We start from the raw sequence: 12,962 nt of genomic DNA, 5'->3' as shown, positions 1-12,962 counted from the left end.
AAAAAGCCCCTGGGGCAAATAGGGTTTTGATATGAAAAAGCTACTCTTGTCATCCATTATAGTACTCATAGGATTTACCTTTATTGGGAGGTTGTCCTATCTTCAGCTTTTTCGCTTTTCCCCTGATCAGATTCTGGACGACCCGGCCATCAAAAAAATATACGATTACCCGGAAAGGGGTTATATCTATGACAGAAATGGTGAACTCATGGTGGGCAACCAAGCTGCCTACGACGTCATGGTAATTCCCAGGGAGGTAAAACCTTTGGATACCCTGGAGTTCTGTCAGCTTTTAGGAATAGATAAGGCCAATTTTATTCAAAAAATGAAAAAGGCCCGCACCTATTCCCCAAGATTGCCCTCAGTTCTTGTTCCGCAGTTATCCAAGGAAGATTATGCCCGGCTTCAAGAAAAAATGAGGCATTTTGAGGGGTTTTATATCCAAAAACGATCCCTACGCTTTTACACCACCACCGGTGCAGCCAATGTCTTAGGCTATATTAGTGAGGTAAACGAATGGGACCTCGACAGAAACCCTTACTATGTTGCCGGTGAACTTAAGGGACAAACCGGGGTTGAAAAGCAGTACGAAGATGTGCTGCGTGGCACAAGGGGGGTAAAATACATCCAAAAAGACCGGTTCAACAGGGATATTGGACCCTATAAGGACGGAAAACTGGATACGCTCCCAGAACAGGGAAAAGAGCTAAGAATCACCCTTGATAAAAACCTACAGGAATATGGAGAGCGCTTGATGCATGGTAAACGTGGTGGTATTGTGGCCATTGAACCCAAATCGGGTGAAATCCTGGCCATGATCTCCGGTCCCACCTATGATCCTTCGTTATTGGTAGGCAGGCCTCGTTCCAGGAATTATAGCAAACTTCATTACGATTCCATTTCCAAACCCTTATTTGACCGTTCCATTTCTTTTGAAAAGGAGCCGGGCTCCCCGTTTAAAACCTTAAACGCCCTTGTCGCCTTGCAGGAAGGGGTCATCGACGAAAAAACAAAGTTTAGGTGCTACAATGGTTTTTATGTAGGGAATCAAAAGAAAGGATGTCATTGTGGGGGCGGGGTACGTAATATGATATCTGGAATCCAGGAATCTTGCAATGCCTATTTTGCGGGTACCTTCAGAAAAATCTATGATAAGTTTCCCACCACCGATGAAGGTATGGACGTTTGGGAAAAACACATCAAAAGTTTTGGCCTGGGCAATTATTTGGGCACAGACATGCCCACAGGAAGACCGGGTAGAATTCCTGGGAAAGCCTTTTACGACCGTTGGTATGGGGACGGTAGATGGGCCTCTTCCACCATTATTTCCAACAGTATAGGACAAGGTGAGGTAGCGGCCACTCCGCTACAATTGGCCAATATGACTGCTGCCATCGCCAATCGCGGGTATTATTATACCCCACATATTTTAAAAAGCGCAGGGAACTCCGGGGCCATCGACCCCAAGTATACCGAACCCCACTATACCACTATAGACCGGAAACATTTTGAACCGGTAATTGAGGGCATGTACAATGTTTACAAATACGGGACAGCCAAGTGGATTCGGGTCCCAGGTATCAATATTGCTGGAAAAACAGGAACGGTTGAAAACTTTACTCGGATTGATGGGCAAAAGGTACAGCTCACGGACAATTCTGTTTTTGTGGCCTTCGCCCCAGTGGAAAATCCCAAAATAGCCTTGGCTGTTTACATAGAAAATGGATATTATGGAGCGCGCTATGCGGGACATATCGCCTCGCTATTGATAGAAAAATATCTCAAAGGGGAAATTACCCGAAAGGACTTGGAACAACGCATGCTCGAAAAGACTTTGGAGCACGAATATGCCAAGCCTTTAAGTGGGGAACCGTTCAAGATAAATGAATATGTTTGGTAGGGGACTGTTTGGCAGGATAGATTGGCTTACTGTTATTCTATACGCACTTTTGGTCCTCATTGGATGGGTCAATATTTATTCCACCACACTTAGCGACCCCAATCTCTCGATTTTCGATTTTTCCACCTTGTATGGTAAACAGCTGTTTTTTATGGGGCTTGCGGGCGCAAGTATCGTTTTTGTGCTTTTTATAGAAACCAATTTCTTTGAGCGCTTTGCCTCCATTTTTTACATTGTTTCCTTGGTATTGCTTTTGGGGCTCTTTGTTTTTGGAAAGACCATAGCCGGGGCGACTTCCTGGTACGATCTTGGTTTTTTTAACCTGCAACCCTCCGAGCTTGCCAAAGTAACCACGGCCTTGGCCTTGGCCAAGTACCTCAGTGATATTCAAACGGATATCAAAAATCGGAGGCACCAATTATATGCCCTGGTCATAATTCTTTTGCCCGCACTATTGATATTGCCGCAACCGGATCCAGGAAGTTCCCTCATTTATTTTTCCCTCTTTTTTGTTTTGTTCAGGGAAGGGTTTCCCCTGTATTATCTAGGAATACTCTTGGTAATGGTGCTCTTGTTTGCCACCACTTTAATGTACGGGACCGTCTGGGTCTCCATAGGGCTGATGATGCTCACCATATTAATTTATGGGTTCAAAAAGAAATCGACCAAAATCCCAATCCTCCCATTTATGGCCGTTATGGGGGTTGCCGTTTTATTTTCCTTTTCGGTTCGCTTTGTTTTTGACAATGTTTTTGAACAAAGGCACCGGGATAGGTTTGCCCTATGGTTGAGCTTGGAAAAAGATGAAAAAAAATTGGAGGAGATCAGAAAGACCATTGGATACAACACGTATCAATCTGAAAAAGCTATTGAATCTGGCGGATTCTTCGGAAAAGGATTTTTGGAAGGTACCCGTACCAAAGGGGATTTTGTGCCCGAGCAGCATACCGACTACATTTTTAGTTCCGTGGGCGAGGAATGGGGATTTTTGGGAACCGCAACCGTCATCTTGCTGTTTTCATTTTTCTTCTTACGATTGATATACATTGCGGAACGCCAAAAAAGTGATTTTAGCCGGATGTATGGCTATGGGGTCATCTCCATTTTGCTGATACACTACTTTATCAATATTGGCATGGTAATCGGGCTTTTGCCCACAATTGGAGTACCTCTTCCGTTTTTTAGTTATGGGGGTTCCGGGCTTATTTTCTTTACAATGCTATTATTTATTTTCTTGAAACTGGATTCCAACCGATTGAAGGACGGTATCTAAAACTCCCAATCCGAGGCATCGATTTTGGCTTCGTTCATTTCCTGCCAACTTTCAGTTTGGTTCTGAAAGAAATTTATCCCTGTCCGTTGTTCCAGTTCATCGACAGCAACCAAAAAATGCGACAAGTTTTTGCCGCTCTCCCGATTGGGCATTAAAAATGCAATTACCTGGGCAGTATCCCCCTTTTCACGGATTACAATTTTGTAGAACGCTTCGGGAACATCAACATCTTCCTCTCCAATTTCTTCCAAGTTATTTTTCAATACCCCTCCTGTAATGATGGTCAAATCTCCATATTTTTTGCACCATTGACGCACCTTTTGTTCCAGTCGGTTCCAAACACCAGCATTAAAATCCCGGTTTTGAGGGCTTATATTACTGGTATAAAAAGTTTCATTATAGGCATATTCCGAAAAGCGTCTGTCCCCCGCCGGGCAAAGATGACCGCGGTCGTAACCTGAACCCTTGTAATTTCTCCAATCAGCTGATTTGGTCCTTACTTTGGGGTCTTCGATAAAATAAGGTCGCTTTCTATCATCATACGTCAAATGTTCCCTTTTTAGGGAATAGGCCACCCACTCGGCCTGCTCATGGGGCTCGCTATAAGACAACATAAAATGATTGTGCCTCACCACCTCGCCTGCAGTGGATTCTGGCAGCAATATTTCATTGATGTCAGTCCCGTCCTTTTGCCCATCAGGATTAGAATAGGTGTCCGGAGTATAAAAATTTTCAAATACCCAAAATCCCACAATACAAACCACAAATAACAGTGTATAAATGGTTTTGTGCTTCATAACTTACAGCCCTTTTTAATTGCAATGCTAAAGATTAGCATAAATTTGAAGGTGCCAATGCCCATTCTCATAATAATTGCATCAAAATCCTGAGGCCATGAAAATCATCTCTGTTCGTGAAAACCCAATCGCCCTAGATCGTGTAATCAATTATTTTCAGCAAACATGGAAAAGCGTACCTCCCATGGTGTATGATGATTGCATCCGAAACTGCATCCACTCTCCAAGTCCTTTACCACAGTGGTATCTATTGGAAAACGAGGAGCAAACCCTCGGGTGCGCAGGACTCATCACCAATGATTTTATCAGCAGAATGGATCTCTATCCTTGGATCTGTGCTTTATTTATTGAAGAGCAACATAGAGGCAAGGGATATCCTGCCCTACTCATCGAAAAAGCTAAGGAAGATGCCAAAAAAGGAGGTTTTAACAACATTTATCTCTGTACTGAGCATGTTGGCTATTACGAAAAGCATGGGTTTGAATATTTGGGTCAGGGATATCACCCATGGGATGAAGAAGCCCGAATCTATGGCCATAAATTATAGACAATGTGCTTTTTTATGGTGTACATGGTTGGGCACAGTCAAAACCTTATTGAGGACAAATTGTTTTCAAGACTTCTCGACTCCGCTCGAAGTGGTCAAAAAAAAACCGACCTCAATGAGGTCGGTTCTTGATTTATGTTTTATCCGATTTAGCCTTTAACACTGGCCAATTTTCTCTCGCTACTTTTAATATTGTTCAACTGCAGGTCGCGAAGTACATTGATCGCTTCCTCAACATAAATGTCCTTGGCTAAATTCTTATGCCAACGATCTCTTTTTTCCCTTAGCACAGGATCTTGGGTAAACAGTTCGGTTTCGTATTTCAAGGATTCGAAGGTAAGCTTGGAATCGTATTCCCTTAAACTCTTAAAATGATCCGAACGCTTCTTGGCTTGCTCCCCTCTAACCTTGTACGCATTATAGTTCAGTGAAACAATGGTTTCATCCTGTTGTTCCTTCAACCATTTGGCATTTTCCTCGATCAACTCAATCTGTGGATTCTCGGCCATTCGCTTTTTGCTATTGGCAACCGCTGTTTCAAAATCGATGTAACCTTCCCAGATTTCGTAATCGGCTGGGGAGATTTTATCCCAGCCCAAAGGATTTTCCTGGTCTCTTTCGCCCAGGTCGATATAGCTGTAACGGTCTGGAACCACAATATCACTTTTTACACCTTCCAATTGGGTAGAACCTCCATTGATCCTATAGAACTTTTGTGTGGTAAGTTTAATGGCTCCTAGATCGCCATGCTCATTACTTCGGACAATGTTGTCCAAAGGAATCACATTTTGAACGGTTCCCTTACCAAAGGTTTGTTTGCTACCGATAACTACGGCGCGCTTGTAATCCTGCATGGCAGCCGCCAATATTTCTGATGCGGAAGCGGACAGTTCGTTGACCAATATTACCAAGGGTCCATCCCACTGAATTCGCTCATCCTTATCCTCATGGACCTCTTTTCGTTGTCCTGATGATCTAACTTGGACCACTGGACCGTCCTTTATGAACAATCCGGCCATTTCAACAACCGTTTTCAAGGAACCTCCACCATTATCCCTAAGGTCAAGCACGATGCCTTCAACTCCGGCTTCTTTTAAGCGCTCCACTTCCTTGGCCACATCTGTAGCCGCATTTCTTTCGGTATAATCTTCAAAATCTACATAAAATTTAGGCAAGTTGATCAATCCATATTGATGATCTTCCTGCTTTACGGTCGCCGATTTGGCATAGGATTCTTCCAGTAAAACCACATCACGGGTAATAGAGACCACTTCGATAGTACCATCCACTTTTCGTACGGTTAGGTCAACAATGGTTCCTTTGGGCCCTTTGATCAGTTTAATGGCATCATCCAGACGCATACCAACAATATCAATGGCTTCCTCCCCTGCTTGCCCTACTTTAAGAATCTCATCGCCCACTTCCAAGCTCTGATCTCTCCAAACCGGTCCACCAGAGATGATTTCCATGATTCTGGCCCCTTCTGGTTTCTTCTGTAAACGGGCGCCAATTCCTTCAAACTTTCCAGACATGCCAATGTCAAACTTCTCCTTGTCATCCGGAGCAAAATAGAAAGTGTGTGGGTCAAATTCGTCCACTATTGTGTTGATGTATTGGACAAACCAGTCTTTTCTTTCCAAATCGTCCAAGACATCGAAATATTCATCGAGCGTATTCTTGGTGTTTTCCCGAGCCTCTTCTTCCAGCTGGTTTTTGTCCACTATAGAAGGAAGGGAATTAATGGCCATGGCGGCCTCGCTGCTAAATTCGTCTCCGGCATCGGAAAGCGTATTTTCCACCTTGCCATCAAAAATGGCCAAGGTGTTGTACTTCAACTGCTTTCTCCACCTTTCCTTCAATTGTTTTCTATTGGACGCATACTCTTGATCCCTGTAATCAATATTGATGGTTTCCTCAATGGAATAATCAAAGGGTTGGGACAGCACTTCTTTGTAAAGATCTTTGGCTTCCCCCATTCTTTTCATCAAACGTTGGTACACGATGTTGAAAAAGGTGATATCCGTATTTTTGATCTCGTCATCAATTTGAAATCTATATTTTTCAAACTCCCTGATATCACTGGACAAAAAATACCGCTTGGTGGGATCAAGGATATCGATAAAGTCATCAAAAACATTGGAAGAGAACCCGTCATTCAAATTTTTGGGCTCGTAATGTCCGCGCTCCAGCACATAAGTGATCAAATCCAACAACAATTTATCCTTGTCGTCATTCTCAAAAGATTTGCTTGTAAAACTGCAGGAAGCTACGGCAACAAGAATTACCAGAAATGCCAGGGTGAAATTCCTTTTCATAAATAAGGTTGTTTAATTGGGAACGAAACTAGTTGGCCATCCAACCAAAAAATCATCACTTCATCCACCGTTTCTACTTGTATGAATTCCCTAAGATACTGAAAAAACCGTGCCAGTTTTGTAACCGGCCTTTAATTTTTTGTTAAACGCCTAGAGCTTCATATCCTAATGAAAAACGTATTTTTACCCTATTAATTATACAAGATGGAAAAACCGCTTATCCTGGTCACCAATGATGATGGTATTACGGCCCCCGGGCTACGATCACTGATCAGGGTTATGAAGGAAATTGGCGAAGTTGTGGTGGTGGCCCCTGATAGTCCTCAATCCGGCATGGGACATGCCATCACTATCGATAGCACCTTGTACTCCAAACAGGTTATAATCGACAGGGAAGAGGGGGCTCCCATGGAATATAGCTGTAGCGGCACCCCCGCCGATTGTGTAAAACTTGCCTTGCAGGAATTATTGGACCGAAAACCTGACATCTGCGTCAGTGGTATCAATCACGGGTCCAATGCATCCATAAATGTGATTTATTCCGGAACTATGAGTGCTGCCATTGAGGCTGGCATCGAAGGGATTCCGGCCATAGGCTTTTCACTTTGCGATTATTCCTGGGAGGCGGAATTTGCCCATACATCCAAATCCATAAAAAAAATAGTAACTGAGGCATTGACCCATGGAATTCCCGAGGGTACCGTGCTCAATGTGAATTTTCCCAAAACCGACAAGGAGCCCAAAGGCATCAAAATATGCAGACAGGCAAGGGCCAATTGGAAGGAACAATTTGACAAGCGAACTAGCCCAACTGGAAAGGATTACTACTGGTTATCCGGGGAGTTTGAACTTCTGGACAAGGGAGAGGACACCGACGAGTGGGCATTGGCGCAAGGCTATGTATCCGTGGTTCCCACACAATTTGACCTTACGGCACACCATGCCATACCACAAGTAAACAACTGGAATTTGAATGAATAACAAAAAGGAAGTTTTAATCGGTTTCGCGGTTGGCGTCATTGCCAATACTTTTGGGACCTTGGGATATATTTTACTCTTTTCCGACTTAGGGATTACGGAAACGTTCAATGCAGCGGTTTCCCAGGGCCATGTAGGAAGTTTGCTGGCTTTGGGGGCGGTCCTTAACCTAGTGGCTTTTTTTGGGTTTCTTCGATTAAAAAGGGACCACAGGGCCAGAGGGGTTATGGTGGCTACCTTACTGACCGCATTGATCATCATGTATTATAAGTTTTTTAGATAGGCTAGGATTTGAATATGCACTTCAAGATTTAAGATGAAATATTACATCATTGCCGGCGAAGCCTCTGGAGACCTTCATGGTTCCAATTTGATAAAGGCCATCAAAGAAAAGGACACCGCTGCCCAAATTCGGTGCTGGGGCGGGGATTTGATGCAGCAAGCCGGTGGGGATTTGGCCAAGCATTACAAGGACATGGCCTTCATGGGTTTTTTGGAGGTGATCAAAAATATCCCGACCATCTTCAAAAACATTTCTTTTTGCAAGGAAGACATCCAAAAGTTCAATCCCGACGTGATTGTTTTTATCGATTTTTCAGGATTCAATCTGCGTATAGCCAAATGGGCCAAACAAAACGGTTTTAGGACCAACTATTACATTTCTCCCCAAATTTGGGCTTCGCGTGAGGGTAGGATCAAAAAAATTAAACGGGACATTGATCAAATGCACGTGATTCTTCCATTTGAAAAGAATTTTTATGAGAAAAAGCACGGATACCCCGTTCATTTTGTAGGTCATCCGCTTATCGATGCCATTGAGAACACTGCTATTCCCGAAGCATACGAATTTCGCTCCCAAAATGGGTTGGACGCTGAAAAACCCATTATTGCATTGTTGCCGGGAAGCCGAAAACAGGAGATTCAAAAAATGCTCTCTGTAATGCTCTCGGTACGTTCGGAATTTCCGGATTACCAATTTGTAATTGCCGGGGCACCAAGCCTCCCCAACGACTTTTATTCTCCCTTTTTAAAGGAGAAGCAGGTAGGATATGTCTCTAACCAAACCTACCCACTTTTGCAATACTCCCATGCTGCATTGGTCACTAGTGGAACCGCAACTTTGGAAACCGCACTTTTTGGCATTCCTCAAGTAGTGTGTTACAAAGGAAACTGGATTTCCTATCAGATTGCAAAGCGGATCATCACCTTGGATTATATTTCCCTTGTAAATTTGATCATGGACAAAGAAGTGGTCAAAGAGCTCATTCAAAGCGACTTGACATCAAAAAATCTGAAATTGGAGCTTGGCAAGATTGTTGAAGGTCCAGATAGGGATCGTATTTTACAGGACTATAAAACCCTCAGAAAAAAACTGGGTGGAAAGGGCGCCAGTCAATTGGCAGCAGGATTAATTGTTGAAAATGCTTAATTTATGGCCACAAGTCATAAACCTACTTAAATGGTATTAAGAGTCCTTTGTATGCTTACCTTGTTCTTTCTTGTTGGCTGTGGGGCCAAGAAGAAAAGAACCTATAGTAAGACCCGAACGGTTACCGTAGAGGCATCTCCGGAAGAACCTATCCCAGAAAAAAAATCCAAAAAAGAGTTACGGAAAAACGCCGAAGCCGAGCGAATCATTTCCACGGCCATGACCTTTAGCGGCACCCGTTACAAATTTGGCGGCACTACCCGAAAAGGTATGGACTGCTCCGGACTGGTATTCGTTTCACTTAAGGAAAATGACATCGAATTCCCACGCGTTTCCTATCAAATGGCAGAAAGGGGAAAACGTATAAAAGTGGCCCAAGTGGAAAAAGGAGACCTGCTTTTCTTTAAGACAGGAAAAAGTGGAAAACGCATCAACCACGTAGGGCTTGTGGTCGATGTAAAAAGAAATGAAATTAAATTTATTCACGCTACAACCTCACGTGGAGTTATAGTTTCTTCCCTTCGGGAAGGATACTGGAACCACGCCTTTGTCAAGGCCATGAGGATTTTGTAATGCGAATAATCAATTTTGTGTCAATCAAGTTGACACTCCTTCTTATTGTAGGTATTGTTGTCGGCTTTTATTTCCGTATAGCTTCCGAGGTTTCTCTTTTTATCCTATTGGGTTTGTTACCCCTTCTATTTTTTGCTGCTCGAAAACAAGCTCGACGAGGGATTCCGTTCTTTGAGGTACTTACCGCAGCGGCCTCAATTTTTCTTGGAATCTTTGTTACCGGCTTGGCAACCCATAATTCCTTGGACAAATCATTGGTCCAAGATAATGGCATCTGGGAACTAAAGGTTATCGAAGTGCTTAAGCCGACTACTTTTTCCAATCGATATATCGCCAAAATCCAATTCCTTAACCAACATGTCGAAAAGGGGAAATTGGTATTGACTTTTCGTCCGGATTCCACAAAAACCAGACCGAAAATCGATGATGAACTCATTCTTTTTGGAAATCCTGAGGAGATTAATCCTCCACTGAATCCACATTCCTTTGATTACAAGGATTACCTTTCCAAACAAGGAATCTACCATCAAGTACGGGCAGATTACAAAAATGTGATTGTCAAAGATGATCCAAAACCTAGTTGGTACGGAAGGGCATCCCGGTTTCGGGAGCACATCATATCCAAGTTAAAACAAAAGGCATTCGGAGAAGAAGAACTTGCTGTAATACAGGCCCTATTGTTGGGGCAAAGAGAGGACATCTCTGAGGAAACCTACAGCGATTATAAAAATGCTGGTGCAGTGCACATTTTGGCTGTATCCGGACTTCATGTTGGGATTTTCCTCTTGCTCTTTCAGTTTTTGCTTTCCCCATTGGAGCGATTGCCTAAGGGAAAGACCCTAAAGCTTGTCGTGGTAGTCCTGCTACTTTGGGCCTATGCTTTTATTGCAGGACTTTCGCCCTCAATCGTGAGAGCGGTGACCATGTTCACATTCTTGGCCTATGCCATGCATTTGAACAGACCAACCAACGCATTCAATATTTTGGCCCTTTCCATGTTCTTCATCCTATTGATAAAGCCCTTGTTTTTATTTCAGGTGGGGTTTCAAATGAGCTATGCTGCGGTATTTGCCATAATTTGGGTATACCCCAAACTTCAACGCTTTTGGTTTCCTGAGAATTTGGTCCTCCAAAAAATATGGCAATTATTATCCGTAAGCATTGCTGCCCAATTGGGAGTTTTGCCCATTAGCTTGTATTATTTCCATCAGTTTCCAGCGCTGTTTTTTGTGTCCAATCTTTTGGTTGTTCCCTTTTTGGGAATCCTGTTGGGCTCGGGTATCCTAGTAATCATACTCTCCCTCATTGACTTGCTTCCCAAATTTCTGGTTTCCGCCTATGATTTTTTGATTGGAGCCATGAACAACATTGTAGCTTGGGTTGGGCGGCAGGAGCACTTTATCATCACGGATATTCCCTTCGACTCTGTACAACTTGTGTCGTGGTATGTCCTGATAGTTTCCTTGATCATTGCCTTTTCAAAACCAAGTTTTAGGAAATTGGCAGTGCCAGCAATGGTCATAATTGTGCTTCAGGTTTATGGCATTCTAGATTTGGTTGTGAAGTCACAAAAGGAATCCTTGATCGTAGGTCATCAATCCAAGGGCACCGTGTTGATGCACCATCATGGAAAAAATCTAACGGTTTACGCAAATGAGCATTCAGCTAAAAAAAGAATGGTCCAAACCTATGCCGTGGCAGAAAAACTTGATTCCATCACTTACGAATCCTTAAAAAACAACTACACGGTCCAAGGCAAAAGTCTCTACATTATGGATAGCTTGGGAATGTATCCGAAGCAAGCAGAATATTTACTCCTCACCCAATCCCCTAAGATAAATTTGGACCGACTACTGCAAAAAGCAAGTCCCAAAATTGTGATTGCCGATGCAAGCAATTATCGAAATTTGGTCAAACGTTGGAAGCAAACCTGCTACCGTTTGAATGTTCCCTTTCACTATACCGGGGAATCCGGAGCATACCTATTAAGACCTTCCGATAGGTAATCTTACCTTGGCGAAAGTCCCCTTATTTGAAATTGGCCATTGCATTAGCTATCTTTACTGATATTAAAAGAGTTACGATTTATCCCCCATAATCGGACACGTTGTTCAACCATTAAAAACAAGAAATCATGAAACTGAACATTCGTCTGAAGCATCTTGCTATGGGGATAATCGGATTGCTGATCTTATTCCTAGTCGGTTCATGCAAGACCGACCCCGACAAAACCCAAGAAAACCAATTGTATTCCGGTACCATGGCTCCGGACTTTGAACTGAATTCCGTAGACGGGCAAACCATGAAACTTAGTGATTACAAAGGAAAGTTTGTGGTGCTCCATTTTGCTACCACTTGGTGCCCTTTTTGCAATGCTGAGGCACCCTACTTAAAAGAGTTGGCCGGAAAATATGATGATGTTTCCGTTATTATTGTGGATGTAAAAGAATCCAAAGAACTGGTCAAGGAAAAGTTGGTCGATAAATTTGAACTAAATTTTCCGGTTTTGCTAGACACCGATGGGGCCGTTGCCACCAATTATGCGCCCAAGGACGTGCTTCCGGATTTGGCCAGAGATGAGGTAATGTTGGCTTCCAATCTTTTGATTGACCCAGCAGGTAAAATCCAGTTTCTGTCCCTCTTGGATAGCAAGGATTTTGATGCAGAACTCTTGGCACTCAAGGCCCGGTTACATGAGCTCCGTTAGTATCTTATGGACACTTTTATGGGTTTTTGCCACGGCTGGTGAACAAACCACCCATTTCGTCTCCTTTGACGCCGAGGGTTCAACAGTTGAATGGGTTTCGGATACCAAAGGTAGGGCCACGCTATTGTTTAGCGTAAAGGATGGTTACCATATTCAGGTGCCCAATGTGGGGGAAAGTGCAGTTATTCCCACTAAATTTCAGCTAAGCTCTCCCCACTTAACCTTAGACCATACGGAATTTGACTATGTTCCGTATACAATAAGATTCCCCGACGGAACGGTATTGCAGACTATGGATGGTAACATAACCTTGTCGATATCCTTTACCAAAAAGGAAAAAATAGAAAGCCAGAATACCTTGGAAGGTATTCTGGCCTATCAAACCTGCGATTCCCGCAAGTGTTATTTTCCTAGGGAACTTGTGGTCAAAATGGACCTTTAGG

At 43.2% G+C, this 12,962-nt stretch carries 12 protein-coding genes; 10 read left to right on the top strand and 2 right to left on the bottom strand.

Annotated elements, in window-relative coordinates:
• Positions 1-31 precede the first annotated feature (31 nt).
• Positions 32-1,900: a peptidoglycan D,D-transpeptidase FtsI family protein gene (locus M3P07_RS14450; RefSeq protein ID WP_249970642.1), complete on the top strand. Its 1,869-nt coding sequence runs from the start codon at positions 32-34 to the stop codon at positions 1,898-1,900.
• Complete coding sequence (rodA, locus tag M3P07_RS14445) at positions 1,890-3,173, top strand: rod shape-determining protein RodA (protein ID WP_249970641.1); 1,284 nt, start codon at positions 1,890-1,892, stop codon at positions 3,171-3,173. Before M3P07_RS14450 ends, rodA begins: the two co-directional genes overlap by 11 nt.
• Here the strand turns inward: rodA and M3P07_RS14440 are convergent.
• Positions 3,170-3,970, bottom strand: coding sequence for a DNA/RNA non-specific endonuclease (locus M3P07_RS14440; RefSeq protein WP_249970640.1), 801 nt, complete (start codon positions 3,968-3,970; stop codon positions 3,170-3,172). The genes rodA and M3P07_RS14440 overlap by 4 nt on opposite strands.
• A gap of 97 nt (positions 3,971-4,067) precedes the next feature.
• Here M3P07_RS14440 and M3P07_RS14435 point away from each other — a divergent pair, with 97 nt between their 5' ends.
• The gene (locus M3P07_RS14435; RefSeq protein WP_249970639.1) at positions 4,068-4,517 is read left to right on the top strand and encodes a GNAT family N-acetyltransferase; all 450 of its coding nucleotides are present in this window, start codon (positions 4,068-4,070) and stop codon (positions 4,515-4,517) included.
• 149 nt (positions 4,518-4,666) lie between these two features.
• Here the strand turns inward: M3P07_RS14435 and M3P07_RS14430 are convergent, their stop codons facing one another.
• Positions 4,667-6,832: a carboxy terminal-processing peptidase gene (locus tag M3P07_RS14430; protein WP_249970638.1), complete on the bottom strand. Its 2,166-nt coding sequence runs from the start codon at positions 6,830-6,832 to the stop codon at positions 4,667-4,669.
• Between the two features lie 204 nt (positions 6,833-7,036).
• On the opposite strand from M3P07_RS14430, the gene surE reads away from it, so the two are divergent.
• From surE to M3P07_RS14395, 7 genes are all read left to right on the top strand, one after another.
• Entirely contained in the window at positions 7,037-7,813 is a 777-nt protein-coding gene (gene surE, locus M3P07_RS14425) for a 5'/3'-nucleotidase SurE (protein ID WP_249970637.1), read from the top strand.
• Positions 7,806-8,093, top strand: coding sequence for a hypothetical protein (locus M3P07_RS14420; protein WP_249970636.1), 288 nt, complete (start codon positions 7,806-7,808; stop codon positions 8,091-8,093). Before surE ends, M3P07_RS14420 begins: the two co-directional genes overlap by 8 nt.
• A gap of 33 nt (positions 8,094-8,126) precedes the next feature.
• Complete coding sequence (gene lpxB, locus M3P07_RS14415) at positions 8,127-9,239, top strand: lipid-A-disaccharide synthase (protein ID WP_249970635.1); 1,113 nt, start codon at positions 8,127-8,129, stop codon at positions 9,237-9,239.
• A gap of 30 nt (positions 9,240-9,269) precedes the next feature.
• The gene (locus M3P07_RS14410; protein WP_249970634.1) at positions 9,270-9,812 is read left to right on the top strand and encodes a C40 family peptidase; all 543 of its coding nucleotides are present in this window, start codon (positions 9,270-9,272) and stop codon (positions 9,810-9,812) included.
• A gap of 17 nt (positions 9,813-9,829) precedes the next feature.
• Complete coding sequence (locus tag M3P07_RS14405) at positions 9,830-11,818, top strand: ComEC/Rec2 family competence protein (RefSeq protein WP_249970633.1); 1,989 nt, start codon at positions 9,830-9,832, stop codon at positions 11,816-11,818.
• 128 nt (positions 11,819-11,946) lie between these two features.
• Positions 11,947-12,519: a TlpA family protein disulfide reductase gene (locus tag M3P07_RS14400; protein ID WP_249970632.1), complete on the top strand. Its 573-nt coding sequence runs from the start codon at positions 11,947-11,949 to the stop codon at positions 12,517-12,519.
• Positions 12,506-12,961 (top strand): hypothetical protein, encoded by a 456-nt coding sequence (locus M3P07_RS14395; protein ID WP_249970631.1) that lies wholly within the window; start codon positions 12,506-12,508, stop codon positions 12,959-12,961. The genes M3P07_RS14400 and M3P07_RS14395 overlap by 14 nt, the downstream gene beginning before the upstream one ends.
• Position 12,962 lies beyond the last annotated feature (1 nt).

The organism is Flagellimonas myxillae (assembly GCF_023502235.1).
GTDB classification, from domain to species: Bacteria; Bacteroidota; Bacteroidia; order Flavobacteriales; family Flavobacteriaceae; genus Flagellimonas; species Flagellimonas myxillae.
Note: the sequence above shows the minus strand (reverse complement) of the source record. Positions and strands in the feature narration are given on the sequence as shown.

What these genes read in the sequence shown, in the direction of transcription:
- rodA (WP_249970641.1), top strand. Translation starts at nt 1,890, where the DNA reads ATGTTTGGTAGGGGACTGTTTGGCAGGATAGATTGGCTTACTGTTATT.
- M3P07_RS14395 (WP_249970631.1), top strand. Translation starts at nt 12,506, where the DNA reads ATGAGCTCCGTTAGTATCTTATGGACACTTTTATGGGTTTTTGCCACG.
- M3P07_RS14440 (WP_249970640.1), bottom strand. Translation starts at nt 3,970, where the DNA reads ATGAAGCACAAAACCATTTATACACTGTTATTTGTGGTTTGTATTGTG.
- M3P07_RS14430 (WP_249970638.1), bottom strand. Translation starts at nt 6,832, where the DNA reads ATGAAAAGGAATTTCACCCTGGCATTTCTGGTAATTCTTGTTGCCGTA.
- M3P07_RS14435 (WP_249970639.1), top strand. Translation starts at nt 4,068, where the DNA reads ATGAAAATCATCTCTGTTCGTGAAAACCCAATCGCCCTAGATCGTGTA.
- M3P07_RS14420 (WP_249970636.1), top strand. Translation starts at nt 7,806, where the DNA reads ATGAATAACAAAAAGGAAGTTTTAATCGGTTTCGCGGTTGGCGTCATT.
- lpxB (WP_249970635.1), top strand. Translation starts at nt 8,127, where the DNA reads ATGAAATATTACATCATTGCCGGCGAAGCCTCTGGAGACCTTCATGGT.
- M3P07_RS14400 (WP_249970632.1), top strand. Translation starts at nt 11,947, where the DNA reads ATGAAACTGAACATTCGTCTGAAGCATCTTGCTATGGGGATAATCGGA.
- M3P07_RS14410 (WP_249970634.1), top strand. Translation starts at nt 9,270, where the DNA reads ATGGTATTAAGAGTCCTTTGTATGCTTACCTTGTTCTTTCTTGTTGGC.
- surE (WP_249970637.1), top strand. Translation starts at nt 7,037, where the DNA reads ATGGAAAAACCGCTTATCCTGGTCACCAATGATGATGGTATTACGGCC.
- M3P07_RS14450 (WP_249970642.1), top strand. Translation starts at nt 32, where the DNA reads ATGAAAAAGCTACTCTTGTCATCCATTATAGTACTCATAGGATTTACC.